Origin of the sequence: Microbispora sitophila (genome assembly GCF_014892245.1) — a bacterium.
Taxonomy (GTDB): Bacteria; Actinomycetota; Actinomycetes; order Streptosporangiales; family Streptosporangiaceae; genus Microbispora; species Microbispora siamensis.
The window spans coordinates 313,923-330,839 of record NZ_JADBGC010000011.1 but is presented as its reverse complement, the minus strand read 5'-3'; the positions used below and the strand labels follow the sequence as shown (position 1 = coordinate 330,839).

The window sequence follows — 16,917 nt, the reverse complement described above, 5'->3', positions numbered from 1 at the left end:
TGCTTGCCGCCGAGCGGGCGAGAGATGCAAGAGCGTTAACGATCAGGTCACAAAGCGCCAAGCGGGTAAGCCGATTCTGCGGATGAGCTGTCAAATAGGTCGGAATAAAACAGTAATCCCGGAGTCGAACCATGACCTATCAGCAGGGGCCGTACGGTAACTATCCCTCTCAGCCTGGCTACCCCGTGCAGCCCGGCTACCCCGTCATCCCGCCGCCGCCCAAGACCAATGGATTGGCCGTTGCCAGCCTCGTTCTCGGTCTCACCGGTTTCATCACGTGTGGCTTCACCAGCCTCCTCGCCGTGGTTTTCGGTCATGTCGCGGTGAGGCAGATCCGCCGTGACCACACCGACGGTCGGGGCATGGCGATCGGTGGTCTCGTCCTCGGCTGGATCCTCACCAGTCTGTGGATCATTTATTGGGCGTTGGTCTTCGCCGGCGTCATCGCGGGCATCGCCGGAATCGGCACCCAGTCCGCAGATCAGTCCGCCAGGCGCAGTGACCTCACAATCGGACAACGTGCCGCCGGTGACCACGAGGTGACCTTCGAAGCCGAAGGCGTCGGCGGCGCCAGTTCGGCCGGCAATGTCACCTACAACGTCGGATTCGACATCGAGCAGGAGACCGGGGTGTCCTTGCCGTATTCCAAGACCGTCCAGGCGCCCGAGGACACGTTGACCATGTCGTTGTGGGTGCAGAACGCCGACACCGCAGGTGCCGTGAAATGCCGTATCAAGGTGGACGGGAAGACCGTCCGGGAGGCGAAGTCCAACGGACCGTACGGCGTCTGCCGAGTTGAGACGGGCTCTCTCGGCCAGTGACCGTGTGTGGGGCAGGATCGTTCCTGCCCTGCCTCACCTTGACGCCACAAGAGGAGCGACGGATGACCAGTTCTCCCGAGGTGATGACTACAAGAGGTAGCGACCGTTACCACGCCAGCGAGGAATGCCCCATGTTCTTGGCGGGTCGGCGCGGCAGTGAAAGCCAGGGCAACCACCTGCATGACGTTCTGCGGATGCCCGAAGCGGAAGCCCGGACCCGCGGCTGGACGCCCTGCACTGGCTGCGTCAGCAGTGGACAGGCGTGAATCTCCGGTCTGGATAGCAACGTCCGGTGTCATAAGCGAGCCGCCTTGCCGAATGTCGCGGTGCCGCCCAGCGTGGTGACACAACCTGTGTCGGTTCCTCATGGCACGGTGCGCGAAGCTATCGCCACCGTTGCTCACGGTGGTACGACTGTGTAAACGCTGCGAGAGAGGCGGGATACGACCGAACATGGCCTTCGGTGATGCTGGTGGAGGCAAGTCCGGACGCCGACGATCGAGGCGGTGGAATGAACGATCGAGAGCTGGGCCAGCGGGTCGCGTACTGGCGGCGGCGGCGCGGCCTCACGCAGCAGATCCTCGCCGATCGCATGGGCCGCTCGGTCAGCTGGCTGCGCAAGGTGGAGTCCGGTGTCCGGAGCGCTGACCGGCTTTCCGTCCTGGACTCGCTCTGCGAGGCGCTGAACGTCGACCTCCAGACTTTCATCGGCGAGGAACCCGTTCGAAGCGGGACCCTGTGCATCGACGAGGCCCAGGTCGAGCACATTCGGGATGCGCTGGAGCGCTGTCCCCTCGATGTGGGGCCGGGCGATCTCGTGCGCCTTCGCCGCCAGGTCGCCTACGCGTGGAGCGCCTTCGAGGTGGCGGACTACGACGTCATCAGTCAAGTACTCCCGGAGACGCTGGAGAACGCGCAGAGCACTCATGCCGCCCTCGGGACGGAGGAGACGGCCAAGCTCCTCGCCGAGGTTTACCAGATCACCGCCAGCACCCTGCGGAAGCTCGGGGAGCACTCGCTGTCCTGGCTCGCAGGAGACAGGAGCATGGCGGCGGCCCGTCAGATTGGGAACCTGTCGCTGCTGGCCGCCGCCGGATTCCGGATCGCCAACGCGCTGCTGTCTATGGGGCGAGCGGAGCCGGCATTGGGCATGCTCACGGGCTTGGCCAATCGGCTCAGCGTCGAGTCAGATGCTGAGGAGCGGCGCGCCATGTATGGCCACCTGCTACTACAGGGGGCAATGGCCGCCGCATCACTGGGCAGGCACTCTGTGGTGCGTGACCTGATTGGTGAGGCGCGAGACGCGGCACGGTTTGTGGACACGGGCAGCAACCATCACTGGGTCGCTTTCGGCCCGGCCAACGTCACCGCCCACGAAGTCGCCGCTCTGGTCGTGCTGGGTGAGGGTGGCCTGGCCGTGGAAGCGGCGACGGCGACCGATGCAGGCGCGCTCGTGCGGATGCGCCGTGAGCGCCGCGCTGCGTTCCTCGTGGATGTAGCGCGCGGATATAGCCAGTGGGGTCGCCGAGAGGATGCTGTCCGCACACTCTTGGAAGCTGAGCATGTGGCCTCTCCGGAAGTGCGCTGCCGTCCCCTCGCTCAGATGGCTATCGCCGATCTTCTACGCCGTACCCGAGGACCAGCACCCTCGGACCTCGTACGGCTCGCCGCTCGTGCCGGAGTACGGGCATGAGCCAGGGTGTGCTCTACGTGGTTGCCTGCGGAGCACCTCCGGCACGCGAAGCGAGCAAGCTGATTCTGGCGGCCCAGAGAAGGGGCTGGGAGGCGTGCCTCCTGGCGACCCCTGCGGGGCGACGATTCGTAGACACCGAGGCGCTGGAGCGCCTGACCGGGCATCCGGTGCGCAGCGAGTACAAGAATCCCGGCGAGCCGGATGTGCTCCCTCCGCCCGACGCGATCATCGTGGCGCCGGCCACGGTGAACACCATCAGCAAGTGGGCCCTGGCCGTGTGCGACACGCTCGCGCTCGGCGTTCTGGTCGAAGCCATCGGCAAGCGGCTTCCAATCGTCGCGTTGCCCTTCACGAACCGGGCACACGCCGCTCACCCCGCCTTTCGGGAGCACATCGACAAGCTCCGGTCCTGGGGAGTCGAGGTGCTCTTTGGCCCGGACGTCTACACGCTGCACGAGCCGGGCACGGGTAGTCGCTACCTGCACCTCTTCCCCTGGGAACGAGCCCTGGACCGCCTCGACCGTCGATAGCTGGTCCTGCCCTCTCGGACAAGTTTCCTCGCGGCCGATTCGTCACCCCAATGGCATGATCGCGATGTGCCCACCATGCAGAAAACTCCGGCGGCCAGGAGATACGTCTTCTTCGACGTTGACGGCACTCTGATCGACCCCCGGAGAACCAGCGGCGAGTCTGGGCGGCGTGGGCTATGCGGTTCGGCTTGGATCCCGAGGAGGTCTACCGCGTCGCGCTGCGGACGCGCCCGATGGAGACCTTCGCCACCGTCGCGCCGGACCGGGATGCGCACACCTGCCTGGCCGCGCTGCACGAACTGGAGGACGAGGACCTGCGCTCCGGCGTCTACACGGCTTCGATGGAGCATCGGGGCTGTTGTACGGCCTGCCGTCGGGCTCGTGGGCGCTGGTGACGTCGAACTACGCTCATCGAATTCGTGGGCGCTTCGCCCGCACACGGTTGCCCATACCCGCATTGATCGCGGACGCGGCGGCGGCGGTCGAGCAGGGCAAGCCGTCCCCGCCCCCTATCTGCTGGCCGCAGAGTGGGTCGGCGCCGCACCTGCACAGTGCCTTGTCGTAGAGGACGCCTTCCGGTGACAGGCCGGACTCCGGGCCGGGATGACCGCGTGGAACGTCAACGTGCCGGTCGCGGTCGATGGCGCGCACCGGCTTTTCAGGAACCTAGAGGATGCGGTCGACGACATCCTGGCCTTCGTCTCCGGCGGCTGACGTAAGCCTCGGCGGCCTACGTCCTTAGGAGACCCCGAACTGCGCGGTGACTGTTCTTCAGAGCGTCACACCTGACACACTCTGTGTCACTGTCCGCTCGCACTGTGTACCAGTCTTGGGATCGTCTAAGCCGGTCATGCAGGTAGGAGCGCCAGAACCACTGCCTGTATGAAACGGACCCGTCGGCGGTGCCCTACATCGCCGACGGGTCCTTGATCAGGATGGTGGTCCTGACCCATGACACACGATAGGGCTGTTGCCGCTGCCCGTCCGGTGTTCGCTGGATGGCGGATCTTGCGGAGCGACGCCGGGCGGTTGTGGGCGACGCGCGAGCGGCCGTTCCCCTCGGCCGTGGAGGAGGCGGGCGCGCACCGGACGGTCGACGCCGACGACCTGGTGGAGCTGTGCCAGGCGATCGCGGCGCAGGAGGGTATCGCCGAGGGGACGGTTCGGTGACCGCGCCCGTTGCGATGCTCGACGTCACCACCGAAGAAGAGGACGACGACGAGGACTGTCCGGGCGTGTCGCCTCACCCGGCCGTGCCGCGTCCCGGCCGTACGAAGCTGTGGTGGATCGAGGAGAGCCTCGGGCGCGGCCGGGTCGTCGCCCACACCTGCGCCTGCCAGATGACCTCGTACGAACTGGTCCCCTGCGGCGGCGTCTACCGATTCTGCCGCCGGGCCCTCGCTCGTCATGACGTGCCGTCGGTGTCCTGGACGGCTCGGTGGTGGCGGCGCGAGGAGGCGTACGAGTGGGTGGCGCCGCCTGCTGTCCGGCCAGGCCCGATGAAGCTCCCCGCCGATCACGTGAAGAGCGGGGTCGGCGGGGTCCGGGCGGCCTGCCGTACACCTGAGAGGGGGTTTGGCGGCAGGCCGCCCGCTGCATAGGAACCCGCCCAACACGAGGCGGGGACGGATCGACAAAGGAAGAGGACGAGATGACCGACCTGTACGAGCGCGACCTGGCCGGGGCGCGCTTCCGCCGGCTGTGCGGCGGCAATCAGCAGGAACAGGAGCAGGAGACCTGCGTGGAGATCGCCCCGATCCCGGGCGCGGCGGACGCTTTCGTCCTGCATGACAGCAAGAACCCGAACGCCGGGACGCGTCGCTTCACCGGAGATGAGCTCCGCGCCGCCGGTATGACCGCCATCCTGTAGCCGCCTCGTCGAGGCCGGGTGCGGCCCCTGCCCGGTGATAGCAGGCAGGGACCGCACCCCACTGTAACGACCACGTCCGAGGGGCCTGATGCATCTGCACTGCTACTCCTGGACGGGAGCCGGCGACGACCGGCGCAACGAGGCCGAACGCCGCCCGCCCCCGCCGTCCGGTGACCTCGGCCCGTTCCTGGCTTCCCCGCTGCCGCCCATGCGTACGTGCGACTGGCTGCTCAAGCCCCGCAATCGCATCGACGTCTCGCCTGGATCGGTGGGGGAGGCGTTGGAGTGGCTGACCACGCGCTACCGCGTGGCCGAGCCGCAGTTCCTACGGCCGGACGACGAGGCACGCATCGGACTCGGCCTGCGCCTGGAGAGCGCGGGGGAGTCCCTGGTCACCGGAGTCGACGTGCAGTGGGGGATGTGGCTGCACGGCGGCCGGTTCGTCACCTGTGCCGTCGTCTGCTGCTCCCCGAACCGGGACGCCGATTACCGCTGTCCCGTCAGTTGAGCCGCCCGCCTGCCGGAAGCCCCCGTGACGGCAGGCGGGTCCTACGCCGCTCAATTTGGCACAGGAATAATCGCGGGTTAATTAGGAGAGGAAACCTGTGTATTTCCGCGATCGGAACGTACGATGGGCCGGTTGGTTGACATCATGGAGCGCGACGCGTGGACCGGGCTGTCTGGAGGATTACATGGCGCTTCGCCTGAGGGGCATCATCTCGATTTCCCTGCTCGCCGGACTGTCGCTGTCCGCATGCACCGAACCTGCCCCCAAGCTCCCTACGGCAGCCCAAGTCGAACCGACTCTCAAGAGCCACGTCGACCTGACCATCAAGAATGCCATCGGCAAGAATGTGAAGGTGACCGACCCTGGTGGGAAGGACATTCCCTGCGGAAACGGTAGGTACAAGCGCACCTACGCGGTCAAAGCCAGGAGTCTCTGGAACTCGGACTCCGACATGCTTACGACGGCTCTGATCGGCGCGCTTGATTATGTCGCAAAATATAAACTCACAGGCGCCCGCGAGGATCTGACCAAGCAGGAGGCTGTGAGTCCGGAGTATCACACAAAAATCATTCTTTCTTCCCCGAGCAAGGGACAGATGGTGGTGCGAGGCGAGACGGAATGCCTGCCGACAAACCGATGATCGTGATCATTCGTAGGGCAAGGAGCTTCTTTCCTCCGCCCTGCGCCTGGCGCCATCGAAGTCGATCTTGAGTTGCATCTGGGCCGCGCCGACCTTCGTTCTATCAGTTCCGCCGGAGCCGTTGGCGATGAGCCAGTTGTCGAAGTTCTGTAGGGCTTCCTTGTTCTTCGCTATCTCGTTGAAGGGCAGCAGCTTGCCGTCGCTACCCGTAATGGGCGGATGGGAGAATCGGGGGTCGGTAGGAGGGGCCTAGGCCTTGAAACCGTTCGACATCAACGTGGTCGCCAGCCAACTTTCGCGAGCCAGCGAAGCGGCACGGTCCCTCTCTTCCAGTGCGCCTACCCGGGTCTTGTCGGGAGTGAGCATCGGTTCCAGGCCCATCGGTGTGAAGGTGGAGATGCCCAGCCATAGGATCTGGCCCGAATGAGGAATCTCAATCCCACCCACGCCGAGGGCCAGGCCGGCGAGGAACAGCTCGTTCTTGATCCGCTGCTGGTCTTCCGCGTCGAGTGCGGCCTGGCTTTTCCGCTCCGCCGTGAACTGCATCCCAGAGACATAGCCGAGCGCCTGCATCGCTCGTTCCAAGTTGTCAATGTACCCGCTACCGCGGTCCTTCCGGGCGGCGGCATTGACAAGTCTGTCGGTGAGGTTGCCCATGCCCTCTTCGAAAGGCTTGATGTGCTCGGGGGAGTCGGCGAACGTTTTGACGAAGGCGTACGTGTCCTTCGGGCTCAGCCTGAAGGCGGGCTTCAGGCCGGGGATGATGGTCTTCACCGGCCCGAACGCGCTGGGCTGGGTGCGGTTGGCATCGCCGAGGTTGGCGCCCTCGGTGAGCTCCGTGGCGTACGCCCCGGCGATCTCGGCCAGGTGGACGCGAGTCGGTTCCTGGATGTCGAGCTTGGGCAGCTCGCGCATGAGCTGGAAGGCCACCTGCGCGGCCTCGGCGGAGTGTGCGCCGTCCTTCTCGTCGTACGCTCCGGATGCGGCGGCAAGCATGCGCCCGAAGGCGTCCGCCCGCGAGTCTTCCTTCATCTGCTCGTCCTGCTGCTTCGCGTAGGTTCCCCGCTCGACCCTCTTGTTGAGCGCGCTGAGTGCCTTCGGCAGCGAGCCGTACTCTTTTGTCGCAGTGGAGAGCGCTGTCCTGGCCGCCTTGGGGTTGTTGCCCAGGGCGTTGAGGAATCCCGCCAGGTCTGTCCCGCTGACCGTGCTCTTCTTGCCGAGCGCATGCATGCTCACCACTGCGGCGAGCCAGTCGGTGGGGAACTGGCCGGCCCGCAGCAGGTCGCCCAGTCGCCGTTCGCCGTGCTCCGCAACGGTCGCCTGGCCGTCGCGAAGTTCGGCGAATCCCACGTCCGCAGGCGGGTGCGGCCCGGCGGAGGACTTCGACATGGGCCGCAACCAGGCACCAGTCGCGGGAGGGGGCTTGCCCGTGACGAGTTCGTACCTGACCTCGGCGAAGCCCGGCACGTCGCCGCCCTCCCGGACCGCGGTGCCGAACGCCCGGCTCACCGTGTCGATCGCCTTTTCGGGGTGGTTCATCCCGGCTCTGAGCTTCTTGGCGAGCTCGAGGGTGCCCTTGGCTCCGAGAGCGGCGAAGAAGGCGGCGGCGAAGTCGGCGTCGTTCCGGTGCGCATTCAGTTCGGCGACCAGACGGGCGAGGGCGTCGTCGTTCGTCTTCCCGATCGGGAAGCCGTAGTCGCTCGCGGCCGTGCCGGCGAAGCGCTCGGCCAGCGCCTTGCCCTGACGTTGGGCCTCGGACGCAGTGAGCATGGCGCCCTCGTCCAACGGCACCAGTCCGGAGGTCAGGCCGGGCAGCCACCCCGGCACCTTCTCGGACGCGAGGATCGCGGCCTGGCGCCGCCGCAGCCGAGGCAGCTCCGTCTCAAGCCAGGCCAGGACCTCTCCGACCGGATTCAGGCCGGCAGTCGAGACGTTTACAGAGGTCAACATCCGCCGGATGACGTCCGTTTCCTGTCTGATGACGTCGTGGCCGCGCGCGAGGGAATTGATGAATTCCTTCATGCGACCCGGGTCGATGCCACTGAAATCCGGGGACAACGGCCCCGTTCCCGGGGATGTCGGTTCCGTCATCGATGCCCCCGTTCGCCCGTCATCCGCGCTAGGTCCTGTATTACCAGGTGACACAGGCTTGCTCCGGAGTTGCTCATGGCCTCCCGGCTGCACCTTGCGAACAACTCACAAAACCGAAGGGTAAAGCACTGCCGTTCCACTGGAAAGGGTGAGCACTGGTGGGGACCGACGTGCGACACGTCGGCCTGATCATTCTGCCGTCGAGATCGACCAGGCTCAGCCCCTGCCTCGGCGCCTCCAGGGCCTGGCGCAGATCTGGGCACCTGAGCGGCCAGGACATCCAGTTTTCTCAACCGCGGATGTGTCCATCACCCCATGCATGTGCTAGGGTCTATCCAGTTGCAGTTGCGGTACCCATGAAACTTGTGTGCGCCTGGCGGGATGTGACCTTCAGGCGCATTTTGTTTTTCCGGCCATCTCCGGAGGGGCCTCATCCGGCGACGCGGAATCCGTGCAGTGCGGATTTCGGTTCGGTCCCTGTTAAAGGAGATTCAACATGGCTGTCGGAACCGTGAAGTGGTTCAACGCGGAAAAGGGCTTCGGCTTCATCGAGCAGGAGGGTGGCGGCCCCGACGTCTTCGCCCACTACTCGAACATCGCCGCTCGGGGGTTCCGCGAGCTGCACGAGGGCCAGAAGGTGTCGTTCGACATCACCCAGGGCCAGAAGGGTCCCCAGGCCGAGAACATCGTTCTCGTCTGACCCAGGTCCGCATCGTGAATCGGGGTCCGCGCTCGACGAGCGCGGGCCCCGACTCATGTCCGGGCAGACGCTCCGTCGTGCCGCACCTCGTCGATCCTGCCAGCGCCGCTGCCCGGTCTGGGCAGGTGAGCTTCTGGCGAGGGCGGATGAAGATTCAGATCCTGGCCGCGAGGGAGGGCGCCGGCGCGTGGACCCCCGCCGGCGTGTCGCCGACGGAGCCGTACTCGCGCGACGCGCTTCCCCTGCGGCGTATCAGCCTCAGAGTTTGTGCAGCTTCTTGTATGGGGTCAGGATTCGTTCCTGCTGGGATCGGAAGTCGACGATCACAGCCACCCCATCCTCTACTTCCACGACCACGCCGAGACCGTACCGATCGTGGGTGACCTGGTCGTTCACACTGAACTGCTCGACAGGCGGGGCGGGAGGCGGAGGCTTGAAGGGACTGGTGGGCAGGTGACGGCGGGACGCGCCGCTGGCTGGCTTCATCCCCTCCAGTATGTGCTGCTCGCCGAGCCGCTCACAACCAACCCGTGGCCTTGACGCTGTCTTCGTCCCGTGTAACGGTCTGCTTCGGTGGCCTGTGGTGGCGCGAGGAGACTCACCGCAGGTGCCGGCGAAGCGATCCAAACTTGCCTCCGGCCCCCGGGGAAGCCTCTGAAAACATTCGCCCTTCGCGGACGGCTGTGGTCGGCATGCGCTCGCTGCTCACGCTCGCACGAGCGGCGGGCGGAACGGGAGATCGGCCGCCACTCAGGGCCGCCAGGCGTCCTGGTAGTCGGTGTGCCAGTTGTAGGCGGCGGCCTCCAGCCTTAGCAGGTGCTCCGCCTGGGCGTGCTCTTCGATCGCCAGGTAGAGCTCGTCGACGAGCACGGACTCCAGGAAATCCACGCGGTCCCGCTTCGCGGTCAGGTCCCGCTCCGCCTTGCGCCGGTCGGGCCCGCCTTCGTGCGCGGCCGTATGCAGGTGGTCCAGGTCCTCGTCGATGCGGGCACGCAGGAACGGGATCAAGTCCTCGGACAGGACCTCTCCCACACGCGTACGGGACCGGCGTGCCTCGGCCACGATCTCGCGGTAGCGGGAGGCGAGCGTCGGCTCGTCAGTGCTCGTGCGTTCCAGCCATGGAAATCGCCGCCGGAGCGTTTCCTCGTCGTGTGGCTCATCGTGGCCGGCGGCCAGAGCGTCCCCGAGGAGTTCCGCCGCGAGCAGGGGGCGGTTGCGGACCAGCTCCAGGAGCGTCCCCCGATTGATCGTTGTCATGGCCAGGAGATTACATGGAGTAATCACACGAGGGCCAATGGTGTCCAGCGGCGCCCGGGGTTGATGTCTTGCCCTCGGTAGAAGGTGTCTCAACCGGAGAGTGAGGCAACCTTACGATCCGGGCACGCGTCATTCAGTTGCTTATCAAGAGCAACTAACGTTGCGTCAAAGGTCAGGCGAGGAAGGACACCCCCCACGTGTTCGATCGGCAGGAGAAGCTGTTCGCTGCGGGAGCCGACCAGGGTGACCTGTTCGGCTCGGGAGACGAGGCCGAGGAGGGAGGCGCCGGTAGACAGGCGCGCCATCCGCTCGACGCGCCGCAGGACTTCCCGCCGGTCACGCCGTTCGAAGTCAGGGGCGAGTTCCAGAAGCTGGTCGAACGAGACCTGCTCGGGCCGTACGACGGCGACTTCGAGGAGCTTCCGCCGAAGGCGATAGGCCCGCGCGAGCGCTACCTGGTCGGCATGCTCGGCCCGAAGCCGTCGCCGAAGCGGGTCGCGGAGGGCGCCGACGAGCTGCCCGACACCGAGATCGGCGCGGAGGGCGACGGGGCCGAGGGCGAACTGCCGGACGTCCTCACCCCGCAGAACCTCGGCCGTCTGTGGGCGTCGTCCATGGGCATGTCGTTCGCCGTCGCGGCCGACCTCGACGCGCTCGCGGTGACCGCCCGCTGGGGCCAGTACGTCAAGGTCGAGACTCAGATCGAAGGCCCAAACGGCAAGCCGCGGACCGAACGGATCTGGGGACGCCGGCCGGTCGAGCACCGCATGACGATCCGGCTCGACCAGGACACGCAGAAGATCCCCCTGACTATGGAACGTGCCGATGGGCCCGGCGTCCTGCTCGCGGTGGCCGTACGGCCGCGTCCCGACCGCCGGCGGGTCGTCGAGCTGACGCTGGTCAACCAGCAGATCGAGCCGGACAGCAGCGCCGACTCCGCGTGGCTGTTCCAGGCCGAGCTCGTCGCCGCCGCCCCGACCGGTGGGCCCCCGGACGTCTTCCTCCCGATCGACGACCCTCTCGACGGCGGCCGGGAGGACACCGGCCAGGAGGACCTGGAGGACAAGCACCTGCGGCTGCTGTACCGCAACGAGCGCAGGTACGCGGTCGGCCGCAACGTCGCCGTCCACGCGACCGTGTCTTCCGGCGAGCGGCGGGCGACGGAGCTGCGCACCACCTGGCTGCCGTACTACGACGTGCCCGCGACGGTCGCCCCTGTCGGGAAGGGCACACCCCTCGCCGACGTGGAGCTGTCGATGGACGCCCTCGCGGACGCCTCGCCCGAGGCGCTCGCCGCCGGGCTGACGCCGCTGGCGGACGGCTACTCGGCATGGTTGGACGACCAGGAGCGGCAGATCCCCGGGCTGCCCGAGCCGCTGCGCGAGGCCGCCGAGGTCGCCGTGCAGAGGTCGCGCCGGTCCGCCCACCGCATCCGGGCCGGGATCGCGCTGCTCACCCAGGACACCTCGGAGTTCCACGAGCAGGCCCTCGCGGCGTTCAGGTTCGCCAACGAGGCGATGGCCCTGCAGCGGCGCCGTACGGCGGTGGCCAAGCTCCGCGACGAGCAGGGGCTGAGCTATGAGCAGGCCATGGCCGAAGTGGACGCGCAGGGCGCGAAGGCGGCGTCGTGGCGGCCGTTCCAGCTCGCGTTCATGCTGCTCAACCTGCCCTCGCTGACCGACCCCGCGCACCCGGAGCGGGCCGCCGACCACAAGGCCACGGTCGACCTGCTGTTCTTCCCGACCGGTGGCGGCAAGACCGAGGCCTACCTCGGCCTCACGGCGTACACGTTCGCGATCCGGCGGCTGCAGAAGGTCGTCGGGTCCGGAACCGAGGCGCGCAGCGGTCTGGACGGCGTGGCGGTGCTGATGCGCTACACGCTGCGGCTGCTCACCGCCCAGCAGTTCCAGCGGGCCGCCGCACTGGTGTGCGCCTGCGAAGTGCTGCGGCGCGACGACCCCGGGACGTGGGGCGAGGAGCCGTTCCGCATCGGGTTGTGGGTGGGGAGCGCGGTCTCCCCGAACTGGTTCGGCGACGCCAGGGACCAGATCCAGGAGGCCAGGGAAGCCCCCGACAGCCGCAAGACGAACGTCCTGCAGACGCTGTCGTGCCCGTGGTGCGGCGAGAAGCTGGTCGCGGGCGTCAACCTCGACCTCGACGAGGATCGTCGGCGGGTGCTGCTCTACTGCGGGCGCGGCAGCGAGGGCGACGCCGAGCCGTGCCCGTTCTCCCGCCTCGGGGAGGACCGCATGCTGCGCGCCCTGCCCGCCGTCACCAGTGAGGACGAGGCGTACGCGCGGCGCGAGGGGCTGCCGATCCTCACCGTGGACGAGGAGATCTACCGGCTGACGCCGAGCCTGGTCATCGCGACCGTCGACAAGCTGGCGCAGCTGCCGTGGCGCGGCTTCGCCGGGCACCTGTTCGGCCGGGTGAGCCGGCGTTGCCCCCGGCACGGCTACCGGCACGACGACATGGACGACCAGATCGGCTGCGGTGGCAGGCACAACGCCAAGGGCCGGCTGCCCAAGGTCGAGAGCCGCCCGGTCATCCGGCTCCGGCCGCCGGACCTGATCATCCAGGACGAGCTGCACCTCATCTCGGGCGCGCTCGGCACCGTGGTCGGCCTGTTCGAGGCGGCCGTGGACGAGCTGTGCACGTGGTCCGTGGGCGGCGCGCCCACCGGACCGAAGATCATCGCGTCGACCGCGACGACCAAGCGGGCCGACCGGCAGGTGCTCGGCATCTTCGGCCGCGAGCTCGCCGTGTTCCCGCCTCAGGTCATCGACGTCGCCGACACGTTCTTCTCCCGGCAGGTCCCGGTCACGCAGGAGGCCCCGGGGCGTCGCTACCTCGGCGTGTGCGCGCACGGCGTGCGCCTCAAATCCGCCGAGATCCGGCTCGCCGAGATCCTGCTGCTGGCCGGGCAGACGCTCTTCGACCGGTACGGCGAGCCCGCCGATCCGTACATGACCCTGGTCGGCTATTTCAATGCCACCCGAGAGCTGGCGGGCATGCGGCGCTACCTGGACGACGACGTCACGACCAGGATCCGCATGCACGGCAAGCGCAAGAAGCTGTCCAACCGGCTGCTGAGCCGTGGGGACCTGCTGAACATCGTCGAGCTGACCTCTCGCATCTCCTCGGGAGACATCAGCGAGGTGCTCAAGCAACTGGAGATCGGGTTCGACCCCGAACTCGACAGCTCGCGGCGGATTCTGGAGCACCGGCACGAGATCGCGGAGCTGATGAAGGAGAAGGACCCGGCGAAACGGAAGCAGGGGCACCCGCTCGCCGAGCGCTACCACACGCTGCGCAGCTCCCGGCGGACGGCACGGCCGCCGGTCGACGTCGTGCTCGCCACGTCGATGCTCCAGGTCGGCGTCGACGTGTCCCGGTTCGGGCTCATGGTGATGACCGGTCAGCCGAAGAACACCGCCGAGTACATCCAGGCGTCCTCCCGTGTCGGCCGCGACGCCGCGCGCCCGGGCCTGGTGATCACGCTCTACAACTGGTCTCGGCCGCGCGACCTGGCGCATTACGAGGACTTCGAGCACTACCACTCCACCTTCTACCGTCAGGTGGAGGCCCTGTCGGTCACGCCGTACACGGCGCGGGCGCTCGACCGCGGCACGACCGCGGCGTTCGTCGCGGCCGTGCGCAACGTCGAGGAGGCGCACTCGCGCAACCGCGACGCGGAGGACGTGGATCTCAACGGTGGTGTCGTGACCCGCATCGCGGGCCGGATCGTCGCGAGAGCGGAGGTCGTGGGCGGCCCGCGTGCGCGGCAGGCCATGGACGAACGCCTCAAGATGCTCATCGACCTGTGGAACACGGCCAAGAACGGCCCCGCACGGCTCGGCTACGAGCGGAAGAAGGGCCACGCGAAGGAGATCGTGGACGGCCTCCTGTATCGGGCGGGCAACGGCCGCTGGGAGGCCCGTACGGTCGGCAACTCGATGCGGGAGACGGAGAACGAGATCAACCTGCTCCTGCCGGGGAACGACGAGATCTTCCTCGGGCCGGTGAACGCGCCGGAGTGGGGCTTCCTGGGGAGTGCCGGGGACGGCGACGACGAGCCGGTGGGCGACGAGATGGGCGTGTCCGCCCTCGACGGAAAGGGCAAGTGATGGCGGCGTACTCCTCTTACCGGCGCAGGGTCGGTGCGGTACGGCCCAGCCATCTGATGTTCACCTCGGGAGTGGGCTCGCTCGTCGACCTGCCGAACTTCTCGGTGCTCGTGAAGGGCCTCGACGACTGGCAGTACAAGGCCCCCGAAGACCCGGAGAACAACCCCGCGCTCATCACCGAGCCCCGGCTGCTGTCGGCCGTACAGTCGCTGCTCAGCAAGACCGTGCGCGAGCTTCGTCCCGCGCCCTGGCTGCCGGGCACCGACACCAACCCGAACGGCGAGGCGGCCAGGACCGGTGTGCCGGTCGTGCCATTCCCCGGGTGGATGCGGTGCACGGCGTGCAACCTGCTGGCGCGCGTCGACTCCCGGGCGTTCGGCTTCGAGAACGACAAGCCGAACAAGCCACACGAGGCGCGGTTCTTCCACGAGTGCGGCAAGGGCAGCAAGAAGCGCCTGGTCGTCGGCGCTCGGTTCGTCCTGGCCTGCACGGACGGGCACCTGGACGACTTCCCCTACCTCGAGTTCGTCCACGAGGGCGGCGTCTGTGAGAAGGCGGCCAAGCCGAACCTCCTGATGGAGGACCGGGGCGGCAACATCGGCGCGAACGTCCGCATCGTCTGCCAGCGCTGCGGCGCGGAGCGCAACATCCGGCAGGCGATGGGCAAGCGCGGCCGGGACCAGCTGCCCCGCTGCCGGGGGCGCCACCCTCACCTCGGCACGTTCTCGCCTTGCCAGGAGCAGCCGTACGTGCTCGTCGTCGGCGCGTCCAACCAGTGGTTCGCGCAGACCCTGTCGGCCCTCGCGGTGCCGAAGGCGGGGGTGAGCGAGCTGGACGCCCAGGTGGCGAAGTTCTGGGCCAACCTTCAGCACGTCAAGGGCCCCGAGATGCTGCCGTTCATGCGGTCGATGCCGCCGCTGTCGTTCGAGTTCGAGAAGTGGGGCGACGAGGAGCTGTGGGCGGCCATCGAACGGCGCCGTGGCGAGGAGGCGGCCGGGCAGGACCAGGGTCCCGAGAACTACCCCGACCTGCTCACCCCGGAGTGGGAGATCTTCTCCAGCCCTGTGCTGCCGCCGCCGAGTGACGACTTCACCGCCTACCGCGACCAGGACGAGCCCGTCCCGCCGCTGCTCAAGGGCTTCTACTCGGACGTCGTCCAGGTCGAGCGGCTGCGCGAGGTGCGGGCCATGATCGGCTTCACCCGGCTCGACGCTCCCGACCCCGAGGACCCGACGCTGGTCAAGCGGGTGCCGCTCTCCCGTTCCAAGCCGACCTGGGTGCCGGCGAGCGAGGTCAGGGGTGAAGGCGTCTTCCTGCGGCTGCCCGAGGACCTGCTGTCCCGGTGGGAGAGGCAGGTGGAGAAGTCCGAGGCCCTGCGGCTGCACAAGGAGGCGTACGGCCGCTTCCGGGAGTACCGCTACTCGGCCCGGACCGGCCAGCCCTTCGACGAGTCGACCAGGTATGACTACTGGCCCCTGCCGCGCTACTACGTCCTGCACACGCTGTCGCACCTGCTGATCCGTACGATCGCGCTCGAATGCGGCTACAACTCCGCCAGCCTGGCCGAGCGAATCTACGCGGGAACGTCGGAGGATGACAGGCGCTCCGGGATCCTGATTTACACGGCCGTGCCGGACGCCGAGGGCACGCTCGGCGGCCTGGTGTCGCTGGCCCAGCCCGACGAACTGGTCCGGCTGACCAAGCGGGCGCTCACCGGGGCGATGAGCTGCTCGTCCGACCCGCTGTGCGCGGAGCGACTGCCGCACGCGCCGGAGGACTTCCTGCACGGCGCCGCCTGCCATGTGTGCCTGTTCGTCTCCGAGACCACGTGCGAGCGCGGCAACCGGTTCCTCGACCGACGGTTCGTCGTGCCGATCGACGACCCCGCCCTGGCGATCTATCCCGAATTACCGTGACGAGCGCCTTCGATAAGGCGGCGGCCGACGCGGTGGAGCGCATCGGGCCGGTGCATCTGCGGACCTTGGCCGACCGGATCGCCGAGGGCGGTCCGGCGGCCGGAATCGTGGACGCGGTGCCGCTGCCGGACTTTCCCGACGCAGCCCGCCGGGTGCTGGCCGCCCTGGCGTCCGTACGGATGTCCGCGGGGGAGGCCGCCGTCTACCTGCGCGGAGTGGCGGCGGGATACGAGCGGCACCGGGCCACGACCACGGTGGAGTCGGTGTGGACCGGGCCGGCCACGCATGCCGTACCGGTCCGCTCCACCGCGCAGGTGCTGGTCGACCTAGTGGACGAGGCGTCGTACGAGCTGGTCCTCATGACGTACTCGGCCGCGCCGTACGAGCCGCTGCTCAAAGCCCTGGCCAAGGCGGTCGGGCGCGGTGTGACGGTGATGGTGGTGGTCGAGACGCTGCAGGGCGCGGGCTCCGCGCTGAACGGCCCGGAGCCCGCGCACGCGTTCAACGGCGTCGAGGGCGTGCAGGTGTGGCACTGGCCGGTGGACGAACGCACGGAGCCGGGTGCGAGGATGCACGCCAAGCTCGCCGTGGCCGACCAGCGGGTGCTGCTCGTGTCGAGCGCAAACCTGACCCAGTCAGGGGTCACGAGGAACATCGAAGCGGGCCTGCTGGTGCGCGGCGGCACGGCCCCGCAGCGGGCCGCCCAGCACGTGGCCCGTCTGCGCGCCCGGGGCATCCTCCGCCGCCTGCGCTGATGCGAAGTG

At 67.9% G+C, this 16,917-nt stretch carries 16 protein-coding genes; 13 read left to right on the top strand and 3 right to left on the bottom strand.

The window, feature by feature from the left end; translation table 11 throughout:
• The first annotated feature begins 131 nt into the window (after nucleotides 1–131).
• The 9 genes from IL992_RS22315 to IL992_RS22275 all read left to right on the top strand — a co-directional run bounded on the left by IL992_RS22315 (nucleotide 132) and on the right by IL992_RS22275 (nucleotide 6,062).
• Complete coding sequence (locus tag IL992_RS22315; protein ID WP_193205289.1) at nucleotides 132–821, top strand: DUF4190 domain-containing protein; 690 nt, start codon at nucleotides 132–134, stop codon at nucleotides 819–821.
• A gap of 511 nt (nucleotides 822–1,332) precedes the next feature.
• A complete protein-coding gene (locus IL992_RS22310) occupies nucleotides 1,333–2,514 on the top strand; it encodes a helix-turn-helix domain-containing protein (RefSeq protein ID WP_193205288.1) in 1,182 nt (393 codons plus the stop codon).
• Nucleotides 2,511–3,044 (top strand): flavoprotein, encoded by a 534-nt coding sequence (locus tag IL992_RS22305; protein ID WP_193205287.1) that lies wholly within the window; start codon nucleotides 2,511–2,513, stop codon nucleotides 3,042–3,044. Before IL992_RS22310 ends, IL992_RS22305 begins: the two co-directional genes overlap by 4 nt.
• 176 nt (nucleotides 3,045–3,220) lie before the next feature.
• On the top strand, nucleotides 3,221–3,439 hold the full coding sequence (locus tag IL992_RS46405) for a hypothetical protein (RefSeq protein ID WP_226873523.1): 219 nt from the start codon (nucleotides 3,221–3,223) through the stop codon (nucleotides 3,437–3,439).
• 613 nt (nucleotides 3,440–4,052) lie between these two features.
• Complete coding sequence (locus IL992_RS22295) at nucleotides 4,053–4,214, top strand: hypothetical protein (protein WP_226873522.1); 162 nt, start codon at nucleotides 4,053–4,055, stop codon at nucleotides 4,212–4,214.
• On the top strand, nucleotides 4,211–4,645 hold the full coding sequence (locus IL992_RS22290; RefSeq protein ID WP_193205285.1) for a hypothetical protein: 435 nt from the start codon (nucleotides 4,211–4,213) through the stop codon (nucleotides 4,643–4,645). The genes IL992_RS22295 and IL992_RS22290 overlap by 4 nt, the downstream gene beginning before the upstream one ends.
• Before the next feature lie 50 nt (nucleotides 4,646–4,695).
• Complete coding sequence (locus tag IL992_RS22285; protein WP_193205284.1) at nucleotides 4,696–4,914, top strand: DUF397 domain-containing protein; 219 nt, start codon at nucleotides 4,696–4,698, stop codon at nucleotides 4,912–4,914.
• 88 nt (nucleotides 4,915–5,002) lie between these two features.
• Nucleotides 5,003–5,422 carry a hypothetical protein gene (locus IL992_RS22280; protein WP_193205283.1) on the top strand — a complete coding sequence of 140 codons (420 nt, stop codon included), beginning with the start codon at nucleotides 5,003–5,005 and terminating at the stop codon, nucleotides 5,420–5,422.
• A gap of 184 nt (nucleotides 5,423–5,606) precedes the next feature.
• The gene (locus IL992_RS22275; RefSeq protein ID WP_193205282.1) at nucleotides 5,607–6,062 is read left to right on the top strand and encodes a hypothetical protein; all 456 of its coding nucleotides are present in this window, start codon (nucleotides 5,607–5,609) and stop codon (nucleotides 6,060–6,062) included.
• Between the two features lie 249 nt (nucleotides 6,063–6,311).
• On the opposite strand, the gene IL992_RS22270 is transcribed toward IL992_RS22275, so the two are convergent.
• Nucleotides 6,312–8,084, bottom strand: a complete 1,773-nt coding sequence (locus tag IL992_RS22270; protein WP_193205281.1) for a DUF6571 family protein — start codon at nucleotides 8,082–8,084, stop codon at nucleotides 6,312–6,314.
• Nucleotides 8,085–8,649: 565 nt separating this feature from the next.
• On the opposite strand from IL992_RS22270, the gene IL992_RS22265 reads away from it, so the two are divergent.
• Complete coding sequence (locus IL992_RS22265) at nucleotides 8,650–8,853, top strand: cold-shock protein (RefSeq protein ID WP_193205280.1); 204 nt, start codon at nucleotides 8,650–8,652, stop codon at nucleotides 8,851–8,853.
• Between the two features lie 258 nt (nucleotides 8,854–9,111).
• Here IL992_RS22265 and IL992_RS22260 read toward each other — a convergent pair whose 3' ends face one another.
• Together IL992_RS22260 and IL992_RS22255 are read right to left on the bottom strand one after the other, a co-directional pair.
• Entirely contained in the window at nucleotides 9,112–9,339 is a 228-nt protein-coding gene (locus tag IL992_RS22260; protein WP_193205279.1) for a hypothetical protein, read from the bottom strand.
• A 264-nt stretch (nucleotides 9,340–9,603) separates the two neighbouring features.
• Nucleotides 9,604–10,110, bottom strand: coding sequence for a hypothetical protein (locus IL992_RS22255; RefSeq protein ID WP_193205278.1), 507 nt, complete (start codon nucleotides 10,108–10,110; stop codon nucleotides 9,604–9,606).
• 197 nt (nucleotides 10,111–10,307) lie between these two features.
• Here IL992_RS22255 and drmA point away from each other — a divergent pair, with 197 nt between their 5' ends.
• From drmA to drmC, 3 genes are read left to right on the top strand one after another with little or no spacing between them, the layout of a single operon-like run.
• Nucleotides 10,308–14,237 carry a DISARM system helicase DrmA gene (drmA, locus tag IL992_RS22250; RefSeq protein WP_193205277.1) on the top strand — a complete coding sequence of 1,310 codons (3,930 nt, stop codon included), beginning with the start codon at nucleotides 10,308–10,310 and terminating at the stop codon, nucleotides 14,235–14,237.
• Nucleotides 14,237–16,153 (top strand): DUF1998 domain-containing protein, encoded by a 1,917-nt coding sequence (drmB, locus tag IL992_RS22245; protein ID WP_193205276.1) that lies wholly within the window; start codon nucleotides 14,237–14,239, stop codon nucleotides 16,151–16,153. Before drmA ends, drmB begins: the two co-directional genes overlap by 1 nt.
• Nucleotides 16,150–16,908 carry a DISARM system phospholipase D-like protein DrmC gene (drmC, locus tag IL992_RS22240; protein WP_319018727.1) on the top strand — a complete coding sequence of 253 codons (759 nt, stop codon included), beginning with the start codon at nucleotides 16,150–16,152 and terminating at the stop codon, nucleotides 16,906–16,908. The genes drmB and drmC overlap by 4 nt, the downstream gene beginning before the upstream one ends.
• The last annotated feature ends 9 nt before the right edge of the window (nucleotides 16,909–16,917 follow it).

Coding starts and splice junctions, on each gene's coding strand:
- IL992_RS22315 (WP_193205289.1), top strand. CDS start 132: ATGACCTATCAGCAGGGGCCGTACGGTAACTATCCCTCTCAGCCTGGC.
- IL992_RS22310 (WP_193205288.1), top strand. CDS start 1,333: ATGAACGATCGAGAGCTGGGCCAGCGGGTCGCGTACTGGCGGCGGCGG.
- IL992_RS22305 (WP_193205287.1), top strand. CDS start 2,511: ATGAGCCAGGGTGTGCTCTACGTGGTTGCCTGCGGAGCACCTCCGGCA.
- IL992_RS46405 (WP_226873523.1), top strand. CDS start 3,221: ATGCGGTTCGGCTTGGATCCCGAGGAGGTCTACCGCGTCGCGCTGCGG.
- IL992_RS22285 (WP_193205284.1), top strand. CDS start 4,696: ATGACCGACCTGTACGAGCGCGACCTGGCCGGGGCGCGCTTCCGCCGG.
- IL992_RS22280 (WP_193205283.1), top strand. CDS start 5,003: ATGCATCTGCACTGCTACTCCTGGACGGGAGCCGGCGACGACCGGCGC.
- IL992_RS22275 (WP_193205282.1), top strand. CDS start 5,607: ATGGCGCTTCGCCTGAGGGGCATCATCTCGATTTCCCTGCTCGCCGGA.
- IL992_RS22270 (WP_193205281.1), bottom strand. CDS start 8,084: ATGAAGGAATTCATCAATTCCCTCGCGCGCGGCCACGACGTCATCAGA.
- IL992_RS22265 (WP_193205280.1), top strand. CDS start 8,650: ATGGCTGTCGGAACCGTGAAGTGGTTCAACGCGGAAAAGGGCTTCGGC.
- IL992_RS22260 (WP_193205279.1), bottom strand. CDS start 9,339: ATGAAGCCAGCCAGCGGCGCGTCCCGCCGTCACCTGCCCACCAGTCCC.
- IL992_RS22255 (WP_193205278.1), bottom strand. CDS start 10,110: ATGACAACGATCAATCGGGGGACGCTCCTGGAGCTGGTCCGCAACCGC.
- drmB (WP_193205276.1), top strand. CDS start 14,237: ATGGCGGCGTACTCCTCTTACCGGCGCAGGGTCGGTGCGGTACGGCCC.